This window comes from Streptomyces sp. NBC_01497, assembly GCF_036250695.1.
Taxonomy (GTDB): Bacteria; Actinomycetota; Actinomycetes; order Streptomycetales; family Streptomycetaceae; genus Streptomyces.
Window position 1 is genome coordinate 3714847 of record NZ_CP109427.1, and the last position, 20521, is coordinate 3735367.

20 protein-coding genes and 1 pseudogene are annotated in these 20521 nt (G+C 72.2%); 11 read left to right on the forward strand and 10 right to left on the reverse strand.

Features of this window, described 5'->3' with window-relative positions; translation table 11 throughout:
- Positions 1 to 25 precede the first annotated feature (25 nt).
- The 4 genes from cysS to OG310_RS15845 all read right to left on the reverse strand — a co-directional run bounded on the left by cysS (position 26) and on the right by OG310_RS15845 (position 4114).
- Positions 26 to 1426 (reverse strand): cysteine--tRNA ligase, encoded by a 1401-nt coding sequence (gene cysS, locus OG310_RS15830; protein ID WP_329456531.1) that lies wholly within the window; start codon positions 1424 to 1426, stop codon positions 26 to 28.
- 429 nt (positions 1427 to 1855) lie between these two features.
- Positions 1856 to 2383: a 2-C-methyl-D-erythritol 2,4-cyclodiphosphate synthase gene (gene ispF / locus OG310_RS15835; RefSeq protein ID WP_329456532.1), complete on the reverse strand. Its 528-nt coding sequence runs from the start codon at positions 2381 to 2383 to the stop codon at positions 1856 to 1858.
- Positions 2373 to 3119: a 2-C-methyl-D-erythritol 4-phosphate cytidylyltransferase gene (gene ispD / locus OG310_RS15840; RefSeq protein ID WP_329456533.1), complete on the reverse strand. Its 747-nt coding sequence runs from the start codon at positions 3117 to 3119 to the stop codon at positions 2373 to 2375. Before ispD ends, ispF begins: the two co-directional genes overlap by 11 nt.
- Before the next feature lie 512 nt (positions 3120 to 3631).
- Positions 3632 to 4114 (reverse strand): CarD family transcriptional regulator, encoded by a 483-nt coding sequence (locus OG310_RS15845; RefSeq protein ID WP_120722213.1) that lies wholly within the window; start codon positions 4112 to 4114, stop codon positions 3632 to 3634.
- Positions 4115 to 5043: 929 nt separating this feature from the next.
- On the opposite strand from OG310_RS15845, the gene OG310_RS15850 reads away from it, so the two are divergent.
- On the forward strand, positions 5044 to 5694 hold the full coding sequence (locus OG310_RS15850) for a DUF461 domain-containing protein (protein WP_329456534.1): 651 nt from the start codon (positions 5044 to 5046) through the stop codon (positions 5692 to 5694).
- A gap of 150 nt (positions 5695 to 5844) precedes the next feature.
- Here OG310_RS15850 and OG310_RS15855 read toward each other — a convergent pair whose 3' ends face one another.
- Both OG310_RS15855 and OG310_RS15860 read right to left on the reverse strand, forming a co-directional pair.
- Entirely contained in the window at positions 5845 to 6525 is a 681-nt protein-coding gene (locus tag OG310_RS15855; RefSeq protein WP_189110519.1) for a response regulator transcription factor, read from the reverse strand.
- A 470-nt stretch (positions 6526 to 6995) separates the two neighbouring features.
- A pseudogene (locus tag OG310_RS15860) lies at positions 6996 to 8156 on the reverse strand (sensor histidine kinase); the annotation flags it as partial.
- A 219-nt stretch (positions 8157 to 8375) separates the two neighbouring features.
- Between OG310_RS15860 and phoU the strand changes: the two are divergent.
- Together phoU and OG310_RS15870 are read left to right on the forward strand one after the other, a co-directional pair.
- Complete coding sequence (phoU, locus tag OG310_RS15865; protein ID WP_329456536.1) at positions 8376 to 9041, forward strand: phosphate signaling complex protein PhoU; 666 nt, start codon at positions 8376 to 8378, stop codon at positions 9039 to 9041.
- A 374-nt stretch (positions 9042 to 9415) separates the two neighbouring features.
- A complete protein-coding gene (locus OG310_RS15870) occupies positions 9416 to 9595 on the forward strand; it encodes a hypothetical protein (RefSeq protein WP_329456537.1) in 180 nt (59 codons plus the stop codon).
- A 118-nt stretch (positions 9596 to 9713) separates the two neighbouring features.
- Here the strand turns inward: OG310_RS15870 and OG310_RS15875 are convergent, their stop codons facing one another.
- Positions 9714 to 10568, reverse strand: coding sequence for an NAD(P)-dependent oxidoreductase (locus OG310_RS15875; RefSeq protein WP_443078646.1), 855 nt, complete (start codon positions 10566 to 10568; stop codon positions 9714 to 9716).
- 166 nt (positions 10569 to 10734) lie between these two features.
- On the opposite strand from OG310_RS15875, the gene OG310_RS15880 reads away from it, so the two are divergent.
- On the forward strand, positions 10735 to 11325 hold the full coding sequence (locus tag OG310_RS15880; protein WP_329456539.1) for a TetR/AcrR family transcriptional regulator: 591 nt from the start codon (positions 10735 to 10737) through the stop codon (positions 11323 to 11325).
- Positions 11326 to 11435: 110 nt separating this feature from the next.
- A complete protein-coding gene (locus tag OG310_RS15885) occupies positions 11436 to 11870 on the forward strand; it encodes a DUF1622 domain-containing protein (protein ID WP_329456540.1) in 435 nt (144 codons plus the stop codon).
- Positions 11871 to 12008: 138 nt separating this feature from the next.
- On the opposite strand, the gene OG310_RS15890 is transcribed toward OG310_RS15885, so the two are convergent.
- On the reverse strand, positions 12009 to 12986 hold the full coding sequence (locus OG310_RS15890; protein WP_329456541.1) for a tellurite resistance/C4-dicarboxylate transporter family protein: 978 nt from the start codon (positions 12984 to 12986) through the stop codon (positions 12009 to 12011).
- Positions 12987 to 13159: 173 nt separating this feature from the next.
- Complete coding sequence (locus OG310_RS15895; protein ID WP_329456542.1) at positions 13160 to 13918, reverse strand: phosphoglyceromutase; 759 nt, start codon at positions 13916 to 13918, stop codon at positions 13160 to 13162.
- Positions 13919 to 14106: 188 nt separating this feature from the next.
- Here OG310_RS15895 and OG310_RS15900 point away from each other — a divergent pair, with 188 nt between their 5' ends.
- Complete coding sequence (locus tag OG310_RS15900) at positions 14107 to 15459, forward strand: MDR family MFS transporter (protein ID WP_329460203.1); 1353 nt, start codon at positions 14107 to 14109, stop codon at positions 15457 to 15459.
- Positions 15460 to 15617: 158 nt separating this feature from the next.
- Here the strand turns inward: OG310_RS15900 and OG310_RS15905 are convergent, their stop codons facing one another.
- A complete protein-coding gene (locus OG310_RS15905; RefSeq protein WP_329456543.1) occupies positions 15618 to 15986 on the reverse strand; it encodes a DsrE family protein in 369 nt (122 codons plus the stop codon).
- Positions 15987 to 16114: 128 nt separating this feature from the next.
- On the opposite strand from OG310_RS15905, the gene OG310_RS15910 reads away from it, so the two are divergent.
- From OG310_RS15910 to OG310_RS15930, 5 genes are all read left to right on the forward strand, one after another.
- Positions 16115 to 16876, forward strand: coding sequence for a hypothetical protein (locus tag OG310_RS15910; protein ID WP_329456544.1), 762 nt, complete (start codon positions 16115 to 16117; stop codon positions 16874 to 16876).
- Entirely contained in the window at positions 16873 to 17700 is an 828-nt protein-coding gene (locus OG310_RS15915; protein ID WP_329456545.1) for a hypothetical protein, read from the forward strand. The genes OG310_RS15910 and OG310_RS15915 overlap by 4 nt, the downstream gene beginning before the upstream one ends.
- 278 nt (positions 17701 to 17978) lie before the next feature.
- Positions 17979 to 18860, forward strand: a complete 882-nt coding sequence (locus tag OG310_RS15920; protein ID WP_329456546.1) for a hypothetical protein — start codon at positions 17979 to 17981, stop codon at positions 18858 to 18860.
- 324 nt (positions 18861 to 19184) lie between these two features.
- Positions 19185 to 19772 (forward strand): FABP family protein, encoded by a 588-nt coding sequence (locus OG310_RS15925; RefSeq protein WP_329456547.1) that lies wholly within the window; start codon positions 19185 to 19187, stop codon positions 19770 to 19772.
- 233 nt (positions 19773 to 20005) lie between these two features.
- Positions 20006 to 20455 carry a Fur family transcriptional regulator gene (locus tag OG310_RS15930; protein WP_329456548.1) on the forward strand — a complete coding sequence of 150 codons (450 nt, stop codon included), beginning with the start codon at positions 20006 to 20008 and terminating at the stop codon, positions 20453 to 20455.
- Positions 20456 to 20521 lie beyond the last annotated feature (66 nt).

The following is a 20521-nucleotide window of genomic DNA, read 5'->3' on the forward strand; positions in this document are numbered from 1 at the left end:
CGTGTCTGCGCCGGGGCGCGCGGCCTCAGCGTGCGCCGAGCGTCCAGCGCGGTCCCGACGGGCTGTCCTCGATGACGAGCCCCGACTGCTGGAGCTGGTCCCTGATCGCGTCCGCCGTCGCCCAGTCCTTGCGGGTCCGTGCGGCCTCGCGCTGGTCGAGCACCAGGCGTACGAGGGTGTCGACGGCGCCGTGCAGGTCGGCGCCCCGCTCGCTCTCACCGGCCCATCGCTCGTCGAGCGGGTCCAGGCCGAGGACGCCGAGCATCGCCCGTACCTCCGCGAGCCGGGCGACCGCCGCCTCCTTGTCGTCGGCGGCCAGCGCGGAGTTGCCCTGCCGGACCGTGGTGTGGACGATCGCGAGCGCGCCGGGCACGCCCAGGTCCTCGTCCATCGCCGCCGCGAACGCGGGCGGCACCTCCGCGGCGGGCTCGACCGCGCCCCCGGCCTTCTCGACCACACGCTGGATGAAGCCCTCGATGCGCGCGAACGCGGACTCCGCCTCGCGGAGCGCCTCCTCGCTGTACTCGATCATCGAGCGGTAGTGCGGGGTGCCGAGGTAGTAGCGCAGGACGATGGGCCGCCAGCGCTTGACCATCTCGGAGACGAGGACGCTGTTGCCCAGCGACTTCGACATCTTCTCGCCGCTCATGGTGACCCACGCGTTGTGCACCCAGTACTGGGCGAACTCGTCGCCGTACGCCTTGGCCTGCGCGATCTCGTTCTCGTGGTGCGGGAAGATCAGGTCGAGGCCGCCGCCGTGGATGTCGAAGCGGGACCCCAGGTACTTGTGGGCCATCGCCGAGCACTCCAGGTGCCAGCCCGGCCGCCCGCGGCCCCAGGGCGTCTCCCAGCTGGGCTCGCCGGGCTTGACGGCCTTCCAGAGCGCGAAGTCGCGCGGGTCGCGCTTGCCGGTCTCGCCCTCGCCGGAGGGCTGGCGCAGGTCGTCCAGGTCCTGGTTGGACAGCTCCAGGTAGCCGGGGAAGGACCGTACGTCGAAGTAGACGTTGCCGTCCGCCGCGTACGCGTGACCGTTGTCGATCAGTACGCGCATCATCTCGGTCATCTCGGGGATGTGACCGGTCGCGCGCGGTTCGTAGGTGGGCGGGAGGCAGCCCAGGGCGTCGAAGCCCGCGTTGAACGCGCGCTCGTTCTCGTATCCGATCGCCCACCAGGGGCGGCCCTGCTCCGCCGACTTGCTGATGATCTTGTCGTCGATGTCGGTGACGTTCCGGACGAACACCACGTCGAAGCCGCGGTATTCGAACCAGCGGCGCAGGATGTCGAAATTGAGCCCGGACCGGGTGTGCCCGATGTGCGGGGCGGCCTGCACGGTGGGGCCGCACAGGTAGATCGAGACGCAGCCCGGATTGATCGGGGTGAAGTCACGGATCTGCCGGGCGCCGGTGTCGTACAGCCGAATAGTCACGCGTTCAGAATAGTGCGCACGGGGCAGTGCCCGGTGCGCTGCGGCGCCACGGAGCCCTGTCCGTGACATCACCGGAGCCGAGGCCGCCGCCTGCCTGCGGGATCACGACGGCGGACCCGTGACCGCCGGTCGTGACGGGCCTTCCGGCCACGGGGTCCTTCACCCGTACGAGCCGGTCGTGCGGTCCGGTCGTACGGTCCGCCACGCGGTACCAGCCGAACGGTCCGCCACGCTGTCCGGTCGTACGGTCCGCCACGCCGTCCGGTCGTACGGTCCGTCGCGCGGCTGACGGGCCCGCCGCGCGGTCCGGCCGGAGCGGGCGGGGTCCGGCAGGATGCGGACCGTACGGGCGGACCCGCCGGCCCGTGGGCCGCGCCCGGCGGGCGGGCGCGGTCCGGGGCCGGGGCCGGGGCCGGGCCCGGGCCCGGGTCAGGACGTACGGACGACCAGCGCCGTCGCGATCGCGGCAAGGCCCTCGCCGCGGCCCGTGAAGCCCAGTGCGTCCGAGGTGGCCGCGGAGACCGCCACCGGGGCGCCCACCGCCTCGCCGAGAACCTTCTGCGCCTCGTCCCTGCGCTTGCCGATCTTCGGGCGGGGGCCCACGACCTGCACGGCCACGTTGCCGACGGTGAATCCCGCCTCGCGCACGATCCGCGCGGCTTCCGTCAGCAGGACGAGACCGGACGCGCCCGACCACTCGGGCCGGCCGGTGCCGAAGTGGGCGCCGAGGTCGCCGAGGCCGGCGGCGGAGAAGAGCGCGTTGCACGCGGCGTGCGCGACGACGTCCGCGTCGGAGTGGCCCGCGAGGCCGGATCCCTCGCCCTCCCAGAGCAGACCCGCGCACCACAGCTCGCGGCCCTCTTCGAAGGCGTGGATGTCGGTGCCGATGCCGACCTGCGGCAGCGGCGGCCCCGCCGCGGGCGGCTGCGACTCCTGTGCCTGCCGGTCAGAACTCATCCTTGGCCCGCCTCCTCGCCAGTACGGCCTCCGCGAGGACCAGGTCCAGCGGCCTGGTCACCTTGAACGCCTCCTCGTGGCCGGGAACGACCACCACCGGTGAACCGAGGCGCTCGACCATCCCTGCACAGTCCGTCGCACCGTCACCGACGCTGCCCACGGTGTCGTGGGCGAGCTGCAGGATGCCCCGCTCGAACCCCTGGGGCGTCTGGACGGCGCGCAGTGTGGCGCGGTCGGGGGTGGCGATCACCGGTTCCGGTGCGCCGTCCGTGCCGGGCTCGACCTGCTTGACCGTGTCGGTGAGCGGCAGCGCCGGCACCACGGCCGGGGCGCCCGCCCGTACGGCCTCGACGACCGCGTCCACGGTGTCGACGGGGACGAGGGGCCTGGCGGCGTCATGGACGAGGACCGTCGTGATGCCGTCCGGCAGGGCTTTGAGGCCGAGGGCGACGGATTCCTGGCGGGTCTCGCCGCCGGGCACGACGACGTAATCGGTGCGCTCGGGCAGTACGTGCGCGTCGAGGAGGTTCTTCACCTCGGAGGCGCCGTCGGCGGGGGCGACGACCACGACCAGTTCGACGGCGCGGGACGCGGCCATCGCGCGCACGGCGTGGATGAGCATGGGAGCGCCGCCCAGCGCGCGGAGCGCCTTGGGGGCGCCAGGACCGAGTCGCACGCCACGACCCGCGGCGGGGATCACGGCCGCTGTGCGGCGCGGACTGGCTTCGTCTGGCATCGGGTGAACTCCGGCAGGTTTGTATCCGCGCCCGACCTGGGTATGGCCTGAACGTGCCGGGCGCGGCGCCTTGACCGGACCCTTCCGTGACCATGGTCAGGAACTGCCGCGCCAGCTCTGTGCGGTGAGGCGGTCAGGCTGGGAAACGGGGGATGTACGCCGGGCGGGGAGCAGGATTCGGGTGTACGGACATGCCACGGCGCCCGACGACACGACGGGGGCGGCGCTCTCCGTATCGGCACATCGATCGCCGTGTCGATACGTCCAAGGGCCGTTCTCCGAGGAACGGTCCCTGAGCGGGAGAGCGTGTCGCCGGCCCGTCGGTCAACGGGCACCACGGCACAACTGCTGTGTCACCTCACTGCTGAGGCGTCACTTCTTCGCTCGTTAAATCTTCGCTCGTTGCATCTTCGCTCGTTGCATCTTCACTGCTGAGGCTGCGACTTCTCGTCCCGCTTCGCCGTCGCACGCATGACGCGCGCACCGGCGGGCAGGCGGCACCGCATGGTGATTCAGGACGCGAGGACCTCGTCGAGCAGAGCCTCGGCCTTGTCTTCGTTGGTGTTTTCCGCGAGGGCGAGTTCACTCACCAGGATCTGCCGCGCCTTGGCGAGCATGCGCTTCTCGCCTGCGGACAGTCCACGCTCCCGCTCCCGACGCCACAGGTCGCGCACGACTTCGGCGACCTTGATGACATCGCCGGAGGCGAGTTTCTCAAGATTTGCCTTGTAGCGACGGGACCAGTTCGTCGGCTCCTCTGCGAACGGTGCCCGGAGCACCTCGAAGACCCGGTCCAGTCCATCCTGACCGACCACATCGCGCACTCCGACGAACTCCGCATTGTCCGCCGGCACGCGTACCGTCAAGTCGCCTTGGGCGACCTTGAGCACCAAGTAGGTCTTGTCCACGCCTTTGATCTGGCGAGTTTCGATAGCCTCGATCAGCGCGGCCCCGTGATGGGGATAGACCACGGTGTCGCCAACCTTGAACGTCATGTGACAGGTACCCCTTCCGTGGCTATCCAGGGTAACACGAGAATGCCCTCATCTGAATGGCGTTTTCGCAGGTCAGGCCGCATCTCGGGGCTTGACAACAACCATGGGAACGTGCTGCACCCGGCTCGCGGGAGTGGGTATGCGCAGGTCATGGGCGCTGCGCGGGCGCGCGGAAACACGCTGGACACCTGCCGCACAACACCCTCCAAAGCGACTGAACGTCCCCATTTGCCGGTTTCGTGACGTCAAAATTTCCGAGCCGCGTTCGGTTTTCGATGATCCATCCGAGTGGGAAACCGGGCGGATACGGACCGCAACGGAGATCACATCCGGCCACTTCGGGGCGCCTGTGGAAGGAGTGACGCGAGTGACCGGTCAGGGCACGCGCAAGGGGCGCGCGGGACTCCGCCCGAAGGCGCTCGGGTGATCCCTGCGAAGTCCGCGTGAACACGCATCCAGGCGATCATCTCGGCGATCATCCCCGGCCATCGGAAAACCACGCGGGGGTCATCCCGTGCCGATCACAAGACCATCGCGAGAGCGCAGGAAGCTTCGTACGGAATTCGCGCTCTCCACGGCCCGGCCCGGTTATCCCCGAGCGAATGGGCGGGGAATCCCGGGAAGCGGGAAATCGATCATCCGGATTATGTGAACGGGGGGCGAAACCGAGGGATCCCCGACGGGAACACCACCCCCGGTCACCCCGCGGGGCGGGTCGGGTGCGGGGCCGCGACAACGGGTCGGTAACCTGAGGCCGCCGAGTGGGCTTTAGACCGTGCTTACGCATGGGTACGGGCGGAGCTCCCCCGGCACGACAGGTACCACCCCGTGCGGGACGGACGGCCGGCACCGCTTGACGCACCACCGCCGGACGGCAAGGCCGACACCGCACGTCCCATCCTTCGTAAGTCCAAGGAGATGCCGCCGCCGTGAGCCGCAGCCTTCGACGTGGCGCCCTCGCCGCGACTGCCCTCGTGTTCCCACTCGCCACGCTGGCCGCGTGCGGCGCGGGCAACAACGCGCAGACCGACGAGGTAAAGCCGGACACCGCTGCCACCTCCGTGGGTGACATCAAGGTCCAGAACATCACCGTCGTGACGCAGCCGGACTCCGGTGCCGCCGGCCCCGCCGCCGTCACCGGCAAGGTCTTCAACAACAGCAGCACCGCGCAGACCATCGAGTCCATCAAGCTGCCCGGCACCAGCGCCGTCGTGCGGCTCAAGCCCGCCAAGGGCGCCGGTCCGCTGACCGTGCCCGCGCTGGGCGCCGTCCAGCTCGGCGGCAAGGGCAACGCGTCCGCGATGATCTCCAGCGGCCTGCCGAGCACCAAGAACGGCAACGCCGAGCAGGTCGTCTTCACGCTCAGCAAGACCGGGGACATCGGCGTGCGCGCCCTCGTCGTACCGGCCAGGAGCTACTTCGACCAGGTGGCCCCGACCGCGCCCGCCGCACCGAGCGCGCCCGCGTCCCCCTCCGGTTCGGCCTCGGGATCGCCTTCCGGGTCCCCCTCGGGGTCCCCGTCCGGCTCCTCGTCGAGCCCTGCCACCGGCGGCACCGCCGGCACCGGCATCACCGGCTGAATCCCCTCGGGCGGGCCGCCGCGAGACGGCCCGCCCGAGGACGGCCCGCATGGCAGAGGGAGGCGTCCCGTCCGGCTCGTACCGGGCCCGGGGCGCCTCCCTCTGTCATGGACTAACGCACCTGTGCGGCCGTGCCGCGGGGGGCGCTGTCTACGGCTCGAACTTGTAGCCCAGGCCGCGCACCGTCACCAGGTAGCGCGGTGCGCCCGGGTCCGGCTCGATCTTCGCGCGCAGGCGCTTGACGTGGACGTCGAGCGTCTTGGTGTCGCCGACGTAGTCCGCGCCCCACACCCGGTCGATGAGCTGCATACGGGTCAGCACACGGCCCGCGTTGCGCAGCAGCATCTCCAGCAGGTCGAACTCCTTGAGCGGCAGGTCGACCTTGCCGCCCGAGACCGTCACCACGTGCCGGTCGACGTCCATCCGTACCGGACCGGCCTCCAGAGCGGCCGGGGCGACCTCCTCCGGCTCGCCGCGGCGGCGCAGGACGGCGCGGATGCGCGCGACCAGCTCCCGCGAGGAGAACGGCTTGGTCACGTAGTCGTCGGCCCCTATCTCCAGGCCGACGACCTTGTCGATCTCGCTGTCCTTCGCGGTGACCATGATCACCGGAACGTTGGACTTGCCGCGCAACTGGCGGCACACTTCGGTGCCCGGCAGGCCGGGCAGCATCAGGTCGAGGAGGACGAGGTCGGCGCCGTTGCGTTCGAACTCGTCGAGCCCCGCGGGCCCGGTGGTCGCGATGGCGACCTCGAAGCCCTCCTTGCGGAGCATGTAGGAAAGGGCGTCGCTGAAGGATTCCTCATCCTCGACGACGAGCACTCGGGTCACGGAAGGACCTCCGGGGCAGGAATCACGGTCGGGGTATCCAGCACCAGGCTGCGGGAGGTCCCGCGCGGTTCCGGGCGGCTGGGGTCTGTACGGTCACGGCGGGCGCCGAAGTCGCGCCTCTCACCCCGCACCGCGCCGCGGGTGCCGCGGGCGGTGTCGCGTATGCCTGAGTCGCTGGGGTCGGGTTCGGTATCGGGGACGGTTTCTGTGGCGGTGGGTTCGGCGGCGGGTGCGGGGATGCCCGCCCGCGCGCCGGTGCCGGCGCGGTCGCCCGCGTCGGTGGTAGGGGGTGTCGCGGCATGAGGGGGTGTGCCGGCGTGGGCGCCGACGGCCGTACCCGCCCCGCCACCGGCGGCCGGCTCGACGTCCGCGTCGATATCGATGTCGCTGTCGGCGTCGATGTCGGTATCGGCGTCGTAGAAGGCGGGGTCGTCGTCCGCGGCCGTCGCTCCGGCGGCGGGGACCGCAGGGCGTTCCCGGGTGACGCCCGCCTCGGGCAGGCGCAGGGTGAACGTCGAGCCTTGGCCCTCGGAACTCCACACCGTGACGTCCCCGCCGTGCGAGGCCGCCACGTGCTTGACGATCGCAAGGCCGAGGCCCGTACCGCCGGTGGCGCGCGAGCGGGCCGGGTCCACGCGGTAGAAGCGTTCGAAGACGCGCTCGCGGTCCTTCTCCGAGATGCCTATGCCCTGGTCGGTGACGGCGATCTCGATGACGTTGCCGCCCGCCACCGCCGTACGGGCCACGGCGATGCCGACGCGCGTACGGGCCGGGGAGTAGTTGACGGCGTTCTCCACGAGGTTCCCGAGAGCCGCGGCGAGCTGCCCGCGGTTGCCCCAGACGAAGAGTTCGACATCGCCTCGGGCCGCCATCGTGATCTGTTTCGTGGAGGCGGGGTGCCGGGACCTGTCGATGGCCTCGGCGACCAGTTCGTCCACGCGTACCGGCTCCGCGTCCTCCAGCGGGTCGTCGTTCTGCACTCGCGAGAGGTCGATGAGTTCCTGTACGAGGTTCGTGAGCCGGGTCGCCTCTATCTGCATGCGCCCGGCGAAGCGGTCGACGGCCTCGGGGTCGTCGGAGGCGTCCATGACGGCCTCCGAGAGCAGCGAGAGCGCGCCCACCGGGGTCTTGAGCTCATGGCTGACGTTCGCGACGAAGTCACGACGTACCGCCTCGATGCGGCGGGCCTCCGTCAGGTCCTCCACGAGGAGCAGCACCAGACGGGAGCCGAGGGGCGCGACCCGCGCGGACACCGCGAGGGCCTCCCCGCGGCCGGTGCCCCGGCGCGGCAGGTCGAGTTCGATCTGCCGTATCTCGCCGTCCCTGCGGGTGTCACGTGCCATGTGCATCATCGGCTCGACGGCCAGTTTGCCGCCCCTGACCAGGCCCAGCGCGTACGCGGCCGAGCTGGCCTTGACGACGGCGTCGCTCTCGTCGAGCACGACGGCCGAGGAGCGGAGCACGGAGAGGACCGTGTCCACACCGGGCGGCAGGACGGCGTCCGTGTGCAGTGAGGTCCTGGTGGGGCGGTGCTGGTCGCGCTCGCTCCAGCGGAACGCCAGCATGGCGATCACACCGGTGCATACGCCGGCGATCGCTGCCGATGCGGCGACCGCCGCGTTCACGTCCATGCGTTCAGGTTAAGCGGGCGAACCGGCACTCTCACAGCCGTCAGAGGGTCTGCTCGAACACTCGTCGCCCAGAGTTCACCGAGGGGAAAGTGCCGGTTCACTTGTGCGGGAGGCTCCGGACGCGTGTTCCGGCCACCGTGAGAGCGTGGGGGCGAGCGCCTGCTGCCCGCCACCCGGACAGGAACGTCAAGCGCGGGAGCGCTGGAGAGGGACACACCCATGCGGGACGCGTACCACGAGGAACTGGACTCGATCAGCGACGACCTCGTCGCCATGGCACGGCAGGTCGGGTCCGCCATCGGACGTGCCACGACCTCCATGCTCGACGCCGACCTGAAGCTCGCGGAGAGCGTGATCGCCGCCGACGCGAAGGTCGACCAGACCCAGCACGAACTGGAGGCCCGAGCCATCGCGCTGCTCGCGCAGCAGCAGCCGGTGGCGACCGACCTGCGGATCGTCGTCACCTCCCTGCGCATGAGCGCCGACCTGGAGCGTGCGGGAGACCTCGCCCAGCACGTGGCGAAGCTCACGCGGCTGCGCTACCCCGCGTCGCCGGTGCCGCAGGACCTGCACGCGACGCTGCTGGAGATGGGGCAGCTCGCACAGCGGCTGATGGCGAAGGCCGCCGAGGTGATCATCACCAAGGACATCGACCTGGCCATGCAGCTGGAGCGGGACGACGACGACATGGACCTGCTGCACCGCACGCTGTTCCAGCACCTGATGGACGACCGCTGGAAGCACGGCATCGAGACGGCGGTCGACGTGACGCTGCTCGGCCGCTACTACGAGCGGTTCGCCGACCACGCGGTATCGGTGGCCAAGCGCGTCGTCTACCTGGTGACGGGCGAGCACGCGGACGAGATCCAGACCGACAGCGTCTGAGCAGAGCGCACACGACGAGCACCGGCACGCCCCGCACGCCCCCCACGTCCCCCACGGGAGGTGCGGGGCGTGCGGCGTGTGCGGGGCACGGGACGTGTGCGGGGCACGGGACGTGCGGGATGCGGGGGTGGTGCGGGGCAGGCGGCGCGTGCGGGGCGTGCGGCAGCGGGGGCCTGGTGGCGCGTACGGGCACGGTCCGCGCGTGCCCTGCGCGCGTGCGCCGGTGATGCGCCGGTCCCGCGCCGTTGAGGAACGGCAGCCCGCGGTCGTCCAATGGAAGACGGGCTCTGCAGCCTCGCCCTGCCGGGGCCCGGCCCCGGAGTGCCGGGGTCCCGGGGTCCCCCGGAGTCACCGGAGTCACTGGAGGAGAGACCATGGCCGAATCTTCCGCATCCCCCGCCTCCCGTACGAGCACGGCGGCCGACACCGGCGCACCGCACGGCTCCCTCGTGCAGCGCCCGCACCTGCCGGTCCTGGGCGCCTGCGGGTGCGGCTCGGGCTGCGGCTGCGGCTGCCAGTCGGGTTCCCCGTGCCAGTGCGGCGGCAGCTGCTGACGCACTGATCCGCCCGCACCGTCCCGATGTCCGCCGCGGGGGGCCGGCCGTCCCGCGCGGTCGGACCCTTGCGGCGTACGCCTGTCCCCTCACGCCCCGGGCCCCGAGCGCGGGGGCCTCAGGTGCCGGTGCCGCCGAGGGTCCTCGCCTCGATCGCGTGCAGGACGGCCACCATGTCCTCGCCGCCGTGGCCGAGCGCCACGGTCGTCTCGAAGAGGTCGTGGCAGACGTCGAGCAGGGGAGAGGCCAGGCCGGCGGCCCGGGCCGCCTCCGCGATCAGCCGGTTGTTCTTCAGGACGTCGGTGGCGGCCGCCTGGACGGCGAAGTCCCGTGCGAGCAGCTTGGGTGCCTTCATCCGGGAGACGGCGCTGGCCATCGGACCCGCGTCGAGGACGTCGAGCAGCAGGCGCTGGTCGAGGCCGTGCCGGCCGGCGAAGTGGAAGGCCTCGGTCAGTCCGGTGACCTGGGTGATGAGGAACAGGTTCACCGAGAGCTTCATCAGCAGGGCGCCGGGCGCGGGACCGCAGGCGAACGTCTCGCGGCACACGGGCGCCAGCAGGGCGCGTACAGCCTCCACCGCGTCGTCGTCGCCCGCGACCATCGCCACGAGCTGCCCCTGTTCCGCGGGGACGCGGGAGCCGGAAACCGGTGCTTCGACGTAGCTGCCGCCCCGGTCCGTCACGTCGTCCCGCAGGCCGGCCGAGTACGCGGGCGACGTCGTGCCCATGTGCACGACGGTGCGGCCGGCGACTCGCGTGGCGAAGTCCGCCGTGCCCCGGGCCAGGACCGCGTCGGTCGCGCTCTCGTCGGTCAGCATCAGGATCACGGTCCCCGCCCGGTCGAAGACCTCGGCGGGGCCCGCCGCGAGGTCCGCGCCCGCGGCGCGCAGCGGCGCGCACCTGGCCGGGGTGCGGTTCCAGACGACGAGCGGGGTGCCCGCGCGGGCGAGGTTGAGGGCCATGGGCTGTCCCATGACGCCGAGGCCGATGAAGCCCACGTACTCCGCGTCGCACCGCCGTTCTCGTCCGCGCCGGGGCCGCCCCCTATGACGCTCGTCATAGTAGCCGCCTCTATGACGACCGTCATAGGCTGGTTCCGCAGGCGCTCCCGACGGACACGACGCACACGGAGGACCCCGGATGGCGGTTTCGGCACGCGGGCCGCGCGAGCGGATGGTTTTCAGCGCGGCCCAGCTCCTGCGGCGCGGCGGGACCGGCGCCACGGGGATGCGTGACGTCGCCGCCCACGCGGGGGCACCGCGCGGCTCACTCCAGCACTACTTCCCCGGCGGCAAGGACCAGCTCGTCGACGAGGCCGTCGCCTGGGGCGGGCGGTACGCGGCGGACCGCGTCGCACGCTTCGTCGCCGCGCTGCCCGAGCCGGCACCGAGCGGCCTGTTCGCCGCGATGGTGGGCCAGTGGACCGACGAGTACCGGTCCACCGGCTTCGCGGGCGGCTGCCCGGTGGCCGCCGCCACGGTGGACAGCGCGGAGTCGACCGCGTCCACCCGCGAGGCCGCGTCCGACGCCTTCGGCACCTGGAGCCGGGCGGTGACGGAGGCCCTGGTCGGCATGGACGTCCCGGACGAACGGGCCCGTGCACTCGCCACGCTCATGATCAGCACGCTGGAGGGCGCGATCCTGATCGCCCGCGCCGAACGGGACGTCCGCGCGCTGACGACGGCGGCCCGGGAGCTCGGCCCGCTCCTCGACGCGGCGGTACGGATGTGACCGCGCGGTAACCGGCGGACCTGGACCCGGGCCCGGTGCGGTCGCCGGGGAGCGCTCGCGGGCCCAGGATGGCGGGAACGGAAGCCGTTTCGACGTCCCGGAGCCGCAGCGTGACGTTCACCGAGGCGATGAACCGTGCCGCGCAGGTCTTCGAAGGCGTCGGTGCGGGGGTGCTGGCTGTCGGCTTCGTGCTGTCGCTGGTGCTCGCGGTGCGCGACTGGAAGCGGTCCGGCCGGGCGGCCGAGGGCTACCGGGCGATGAAGGAGGTGTTCGGCGGCGCTCTGCTGCTGGGCCTGGAGATCCTGGTGGCGGCGGACCTGATCCGTACCGTCGCTGTCGCGCCGACCTTCAAGAACGTCGCCGTGCTGGGGCTGATCGTGCTGATCCGGACCTTCCTGAGTTTCTCGCTGCAGATCGAGATCGACGGCATCCTGCCCTGGCGCAAGGCGCTCGGCTCCGGCGGTACCGGGATCGGCCGGGCCGTCCGCGGGGCCGGGCAGAAGCCGTCCCGGCCGCCTTCGGGCACCGACGACTCCTCGCCCTGACGAAGATCCGCGGGGCGCGGCGCATCCACCGGTCCCCGACGAGGTTGTCCCGGCTGCCCGCGCGGGCCGATCCCACCCGGGGATCCGCCCGGGTCGGCCGGCCGCGACGACCCGGCGGGCGAGCCGGCCGTAGGGTCCTCAGTCCCCCGGTGTACGACCGGGACGACGTCCCCCGCCCGCGTCCCGCTCCCGCACGAGCGTCCTGCCCAGCCCGCCGAAGGTCAGCAGCCACGCGCCCACCGCGATCCAGAGCAGCACCCTGCCCAGGGGCTCCAGCCATCCGACGTGGGCCGAGACGGAGAGGGAGAGCGCCGCCGCGGCGGTCATTCCCAGCGGGAAGACCGTGGACCAGCGGCGGACGTCGTACGCCGGGCGCGGCCGGGTGATCTCTCCGTACACGAGGGGAGCCCAGGCGGCGAGCGCGAGCGCGAAGAGCACCAGTGCGGCGGCGCGCAGCGTCTCGTGGCCCGTACCGGTCCACCGGGGGGAGGCGAGCAGCGTGGAACCGGCCAGGGCCGAGATCGCCAGCGCGCCCCCTGCCACCCACTGGTCACCCGCACCGGTGAGGATCTGCCGGACGTCGAAGAGGGCCAGCGCCACCACGTACAGGACGAGCCCCAGCCAGAAGAAGACGAGAGCCGCCGTGCCAAGCCACGCTGAGTCGTCCGCGAGGGACAGCCTTCCGCCGAGCACGGCGATCCCCTGGGTGGCCACGCAGATCAGGAAGATGTCGCCATGGACGTGGTGCTCCGCCCGGCGCGCGACGTCCACCAGCAGGACGGGCCACACCAGCACCGCCAGCGCGAGCAGGGCGGCAGCCGTACTCGGCCACCCGGCCAGGGACAGCCGCGTACCGAGCAGCGTGGTGGCCGCGACGGCCGTGAGCGCGGGCGGGGTACGGGCCTGGGTCCGCCAGCCTGCCCGGTCGCGAAAGAACGTCACCGCGAAGGTGACGGCCAGCAGGACCCACCAGCAGCCGCCGATGGCGAGCGCGATCAGCGACAGCACTCCGTAGCCGATCAGGTGCAGCCCCACGGAGAGGATGCCGGTGGCCATCACGGCGGCGCCGGCCCCGGCGCGCAGTTCACCGCCCTGTGCAGTCGCCGTACGCGTCACCGGCCCATCCCACCAGCGCGTCCCGCGGCCCACCAGTCGGGAGGGTCATCCGTGGGGCACACGGGGGACCCGGCCGGCCCGGCCGGTCCGGCCGGTCCGGCCGGTCCGGCGACAGCGACAAGCCCCCCGCTCGCGCGGATACCGCGGGCAGGGGGCTTGCTCGTACGGGCCGGCTACTTCTTGCCCTGGTTCTTCACGGCCTCGATCGCGGCGGACGCCGCTGCCGGGTCCAGGTAGGTGCCGCCCGGCTTGACCGGGTGGAAGTCGCTGTCCAGGTCGTAGACCAGCGGGATGCCGGTGGGGATGTTCAGCGCCGCGATGTCGGCGTCGGAGATCCCGTCGAGGTGCTTGACCAGGGCGCGCAGGCTGTTGCCGTGCGCGACGACGAGCACCGTGTGGCCGGCGGTCAGGTCCGGGACGATCGCGTCGTACCAGTACGGCAGCATGCGGACGACGACGTCCTTGAGGCACTCGGTGCGCGGGCGCAGCTCGCTGGGGATCATCGCGTAGCGCGGGTCGTCGCTCTGCGAGAACTCGGCGCCGTCCTGCAGCTCCGGCGGCGGGGTGTCGTACGAGCGGCGCCACAGCATGAACTGCTCCTCGCCGAACTCGGCCAGGGTCTGCGCCTTGTCCTTGCCCTGGAGAGCGCCGTAGTGGCGCTCGTTGAGGCGCCAGGACCGCCGGACCGGCAGCCAGAGGCGGTCCATGGCATCCAGCGCGAGCTGCGAGGTGCGGATCGCGCGCTTGAGCACGGAGGTGTGCAGCACGTCGGGGGTCAGGCCGGCGTCCTTGATCAGCTCGCCGCCCCGGACCGCCTCCTTCTCGCCCTTCGCGTTGAGGTTGACGTCCACCCAGCCGGTGAACAGGTTCTTCTCGTTCCACTCGCTCTCGCCGTGGCGGAGGAGGATCAGCTTGTACGGTGCGTCGGCCATGGGTCCGAGCCTAATAGACGGTGCCCGGCGTGCTCGGGGGCGGCCGGGGTGCGGGGACGTGGCGGTGGCCCGTAAAGGACTGGCGCGCCTCGCACCCTGATTTGTAATATGCGCATGGGCCGTCGGCCGCTTACATATCGCCTGCCGCACACGCGCACGCCCGGGGGGAACCACCTATGCCACTCGCCTTGTCCACCGCTGGCGTCGGGCGAGCGGTCAGGGAGAGCGTCGAGGGGCTGCCACGCGCCTTCTGGTGGCTGTGGACGAGCACGCTCGTGAACCGGCTCGGCGCGTTCGTCGCCACGTTCATGGCCCTGTACCTGACGGTGGAGCGCGGCTACTCCGCCTCCTACGCGGGCCTCGTCGCATCCCTCTACGGCCTCGGCGGCGTGGTCGCCTCGCTCGGCGGCGGGGTGCTCGCGGACCGGCTCGGCAGGCGGCCGACCATGCTGGTCGCGCAGGTCGCCACGGCCGCCTCGGTCGCGCTCCTCGGTTTCATGCAGAACCCCGTGGCGATCGCGGCGGTGGCCTTCTGCGTCGGCATGGCGTCCAGCGCGTCCCGCCCCGCCGTACAGGCGATGATGGCCGACATCGTCAGGCCCGAGGACCGGGTGCGGGCCTTCTCGCTCAACTACTGGGCGCTCAACCTGGGCTTCGCGGTGTCGTCCGCGCTCGCCGGCTTCGTCGCCCAGTACAGCTACCGCGCAGGATTCCTCGGCGAGGCCGCGATGACGCTGGCCTGCGCGCTGGTCGTGTACGCCAAGCTGCCCGAGTCGAAGCCGGGCGCCGCGGCGCCCGGCAGCGCGTCCGCGGGGGCCGTCCCCGACGGGCCCCCGGTGAACCTGCTGACGGTACTGCGGGACGGGCGCTTCATGAGCGTGGTCGGCCTGTCGTTCGTGGTGGCGCTGATCTTCCAGCAGGGGTCGGTCGGCCTGCCCGTCGCGATGGGCGAGGCGGGCTTCAGCAGCGCGGAGTTCGGCATCGCCGCCGCGGCGAACGGCCTGCTCATCGTGGCGCTGCAGATCCCGGTGACCCGCTTCATCCAGCACCGCGACCCGCGCCGGCTGCTCATCGTCTCCTCGCTGCTCGCGGGGTACGGCTTCGGCCTGACGATGTTCGCGGGCTCGCTCGGGGCGTACATCCTGACGGTGTGCGTGTGGACCCTCGCGGAGGTCGTCAACGCGCCGACGCAGACCGGCCTGGTGGTCCGTCTCTCGCCCCTGCACGGCAGGGGCCGCTACCAGGGCATGTACTCGATGTCCTGGTCGGTCGCCGCCCTCGTCGCCCCGCTGATGTCGGGCGTGGTCCTCGACCACCTCGGCGCGCGGTGGCTGTGGAGCGCGTGCGCCGTCCTCGGCACGGTGGCGGCGCTCGGCTACTGGCTGCTGATGCGGGGTCTGTCCCGGGCCGACGAGGTGCGGATCCCGCCGGTCGCGGTCCCGCAGGGCGCGGATACGCGAAGTGCGCCGCGGGTGGGGCGGCGGGGCCAGGCCCCGCGCACGACCGAGTCCGCGGCCGAGTCGGGAGCGCCGGTCGCCTGACGGGCCGGGTCGCCTGACGGACCGGGTCGCCCGACGGACCGGGTCGCCCGACGGGCCCGGTCGCCCGACGGGCCGGTCGTGAACGGGCCCGGTCGCTCGGCCCGCCACGGGCCACCTGGCACGCGCGCTCACTCCTCGCGCCTCGCGCCGGGGGCCCGTCAGTAGACGAGGGCCTGGACCCCGTCCGCCATGATCTCGCTGACGAAGACCTGCGCCCCGGCGATCCGCACACCCGTCAGGACGTCGTCCTCACCGATGTCCCGCCGTGCCGCGCACTGCGTGCACAGGGTGATCAGCCCGGTGGCCCGTACCGCTTCGATCAGGTCCGGCAGCGGCGCCGAGTGCGGGAGGACGAACTCCTCGGCGCGGCCCGGCAGCGCGAACCAGGCGGACTCGCCCGTGAGCCACAGCGACACCTCGACGCCGCTGGCCGCGGCGACCGCCGCCACCGTGAACGCCTGGGAGCACCGCTCGGGCGCGTCCGCGCCGGCCGTCACCTTGATCACGAGTCTCTTCGCCGATTGCATATGCGGAACTGTAATCACCGCGCGGGCAACTCCCGGCGCCCCCCGGGAGTCAGCGCTGCGCGCGGGTCATCCGGTCTCCGCGCTTCGGCTCCCGGACAAGTCCGGGAATCCTGGAGGACACCGCACCCGTGGAACCCATCGCAGCTCAACAGCCGCCGCCCGTGCAGGGGACTCCCGGACCCGGCACCCGGCACGGACGCCTCCGGCGGACGCTGTTCGTCGTCGCCTGCGCCGCCGTGCTGGGCATCGCGGCCGGCACGGCCGTCGGCTACGGCGTGCAGGCGCGGCGCCCGCCCGTACCGCTGGGGACGCTCGCCCAGGCGTCCGTCGCCTACCCCGCGAAGGCGGGCGGCACGGCCTCGCCCCTGCCGGTGTCCCAGGACGCGGGCGCACGGACGTCCGGCGATCTGCGCACGGCGCTGGTGCCGGCGCCGGCCGGGGCCACGGCGCACCATGACCCCGATGACCTCGACGGGTGGCTGTCCCTGCCCGGCTACGCCGAGCAGTACTCCAACCCCTCCTCCGTGTTCAAGACCTTCTCCGGCTTCCGCTTCCGCCGGGCCGCGGACGTGCACTGGACGCAGGAGGGCAAGCCGTCCGTCGAGGTGCTGCTCGTCCAACTGCAGCCCGGGACCGATCAGTACGCGTCGCAGTGGGTCGATCGGCAGCGCCGGCTCGCCGGGGACGCCACCACGCCCGTCGAGGGGAGCACGAACGGCTTCCTCCTCCCGACCACCACCCTCGCCGGCGCGGGACACCCGGACCTGCACCAGGTGATGGTGCTGGCCTCGCGCGGCGACACGCTCATGGAGATCTACCTGTACGACCCGAAGGAGATCAACACCGAGGACGTACAGGCCCTCGCCCGGCGCCAGTTGGAGCGGCTGTGAACGACGACGTCATCCCCGGGGAGCCCCAGGCGCCCCCGACCGTCCCGCGCCGGCTGCCCCGGCTGCCGCTGCGCACGAAACTGCCCGCCCTGCTCGTGCTCGCGGCGGTGCTCGGCTCCGCCGCGTACGCCGGGTACGTCGCACACCACGCGAACAGGACCGTACGGACCGTCGTGTGGAAGAAACCGCCGGATCCCGGTGAGGCCGGCGCGGCCGGCGCGCCCGATCCGGCCTCGGGCATCGGGACCGGACGCAAGGACTCGCCCCTCTCCAAGGACCTGCTGCCGGTGGTCTACGGGATCCTCGGCCCCGAACTGCCCTCACTCGGCAACGACGCCCTGTTGAACAGCCGCGAGTCGGAGGCGTACCTGAGGCACCTGTCCGCCGCCCTGTCCGGCCCGGATGCCGGCGGTCAGTCCGGTTCCGACGGCGGAGCACACGTCGAAGAGATGGCCGTGCGGACGTACAACGACCTCTACGGCACGATCACGCAGATCCGTATCACCCGGCTCTCCGACGCGAACGCCGCCCGCAAGGCGTACGCGGCCGGCGTGCTCGCCGGAGACACCGGGGACAAGAACGTCCCGGTCCCCCGGTACCCGAAAGGCGCGAAGTGCTTCAGCGCCTCGGACGCCGAATCCGGAGCGGAATGGGAAGGAACCGACGACGGCTCCGGCCTCGTACAGGTCTCCTGCGCCGCCTACCGCGACGACCTGGAGATATCGCTCCAGAGCTACGGGACGAGCGACATGGACCCCTCGGACGTCTCCACCCTCTTCGCCCAGCAGCTCGACCGCATCGAGTCCACCGGGAAGTCCGTATGAGCACCGAGAGCGCCCCCGAGGACGGGACGGAAGGGACGGCCGCCACCGGAGCGGGAGCGCCGGGGACGGAGGAGACCGCGGCCGCCGAGGCCCCTGCGCCGGAGACCCGGCCCCGGCCGATCGCCCCTCCCGGAGCCGCCGCTCCGGTGTCGGAAGCCGGCGACGGCACCGGAGCCCCCACGCCGGAACCCGGACCCGTGAACGGGGCCGAAGCCCACGCGCCGGAACCCGGACCCGTGACCGGAGGCAGAGAACCGGTGACCGGAGGCAGAGAACCGGTGACCGAAGCCGGAGCCCCTGCGCCGGCCGCGGACCAGGACAGCGCAACGGCCGGTCCTGGCGCGGACCACGACACCGTGGCGGCCCCGACCGGACCGGGCGGCTCCGCACGGTTCCCGCTGTGGCGGCGGTCCGTGCGCTGGGTCGTGGCGGGCGCCGTCTTCCTGGGACTCGGGGCCGGGACGGCGTACGGGATCACGTCCGCCCCGCGCGATCGGGTGCCGGGCCTCGCCACCCGGTCCGACGGCCGGTGGGACTTCCCGGCGCTGTCGCTGCCGGCGCTGCCCGCCCGCGTGCCCCGGCCCTTCCCCGACGGGAGGTTCACGTCGGACAACCGCGGCGAGATCCACTTCGCCGACCTGCGGCGCCTCCTCGTCCCGGCCCCTTCCGGCGTCACCGCCGACCGTTCCCTGAACGGCGGCTGGACCGAACCGGCGCGCTTCCTCGGCGAGTACCCGGCGCAGAACAGGGACACGCTGCGGCAGTACCTCGCCGACGACGGCCTGCGGCACATCACCGCGCGCGGCTGGACCGCACCGGACGGCACGTCCCTGCACGTCTACCTGGCGCAGTTCCAGTCCGCGGGGAACATGCTGGGCTTCCTGCAGGGGCACCTCGGTCCCGGCGTGAGCGCCGGGCTCGAACTCGACGGGGTCACCACGACCATGCAGGACGGCGGCTGGCCGGGCGCTGTCCTCATCAGCGGCACCCGCACCGACGTGTACCGCCAGATCGCGCCGTTCTCCGGTACGCACACCCGCATGGCGTACATCGAGGCCGGGGACACCCTGGCTCTCATCGTGGAGAAGCACCGGGGTTCGGACGCCCCTGCCGTGCCGTTCCACCAGACGGTGATCCTTCAGCAGCAGCTGCTGGGCTGAGCGGCCCGGCGGCGCGCGGTGGGGCCGGGGCGCGCGGCGGCCCCACCGGCGGCCCGCGGGGGCCGGGGTCCGGGGGGCCTCGGGAGGAGCGGCCGGGCCCCACCCATTAGGCTGGGGTCCGGCCCTGGCGCCACGTCCGTCGTTCCGCCCATCCGAGGAGCACCCCGTGCTTGAGGACTTCTTCACCTCTCTGCTCGTCCTGGTCTGCGTCGGCGTGCTCGCCTTCGTCGCGCTCACCGTCAAGAAGCTCTACCAGGGCCAGCGCTGAGGCCTTCGGCCCCAGCCGGCACGGTACGCCCGCCCCCGAGGAACGCTGAGTCGCTCATGATCGAGATCCCGTCCGACCTCCACCCGGACCTCGTCCCCCTCGCCTTTCTGCTGGGCCGCTGGGAAGGTGCCGGTGTCTTCGACTTCCCCGGCGAGGAGAAGGCCAACTTCGGCCAGGAGGCGATCTTCACCCACGACGGCCGGGACTTCATCGAGTACGTCTCGCACACGTGGGTGCTCGACACCGAGGGCAACAAGGTCCGGCCCATCGAGACCGAGTCCGGCTTCTGGCGCATCGGCGGTGACCGCAAGGTCGAGGTCGTGATGGTCCGCGACCAGGGTGTGGTGGAGATCTGGTACGGCGAGCTGGCCGACCAGAAGCCGCAGATCGACCTCGTCACCGACGCCGTCGCCCGCACCGCGGCCTCCGGCCCGTACAGCGGCGGCAAGCGCCTGTACGGGTATGTGAAGAGCGACCTGATGTGGGTCGGCGAGAAGTCCACGCCCGAGGTGCCGCTGCGCCCCTACATGTCGGCGCACCTGAAGAAGGTCGCGTCGGCCGTCACGGTCACGCCCGAGCAGGTGGAGGGCTGGGCGAAGGACCTCGGGGACCTTCCGGACGACGGCATCGCCTTCTTCAAGTAGGCAGACCTCCCTCAAGTAGGCCGATGTCCCTCAAGTACGCCGGTGTCCCTCAAGTGCGCCGGGTTCTTCGAGTAGGCACGTTCTTCGAGCACGCCCGGGCGGGCCTTCCGGCCGTCCGGGCGGGCCCGCGGACCTGCGGGTGGGCCGCCCGCGATTCCCCTCTGCCTCCCCGGCGCGCGCCCCGGCGCCGTTCGGGGCGTCCCCTCCGTGCGCGCGGTGCCTACACTGGGTGCGTGGTGAGCACCGACTGGAAGAGCGACCTGCGCCGGCGTGGCTACCGGCTGACTCCGCAGCGGCAGCTCGTACTCGAAGCCGTCGACGCGCTGGAGCACGCGACCCCCGAGGACCTTCTCTGCGAGGTCCGCAGGACCGCGTCCGGCGTGAACATCTCCACCGTGTACCGGACGTTGGAGCTGCTGGAGGAGCTGGGGCTCGTCTCGCACGCCCACATCGGCCACGGCGCCCCCAAGTACCACCTCGCGGGCCGCGACCACCACATCCACCTCGTGTGCCGCGACTGCCAGAACGTGATCGAGGCGGACGTCGAGGTGGCGGCCGACTTCACCGCGGAGCTGCAGAGCCGTTTCGGCTTCACGACGGACATGAAGCACTTCGCGATCTTCGGCCGCTGCCGGGACTGCGCGGAGTCCCGCTCCACCCGCGGCTCCGAGGACGACGCCTGAGGGTCGTACGCTGAAACGTATGGAGCCTTCGACGTCCGCCGCAGCCGCCTCCGGCAGCCAGTCCTC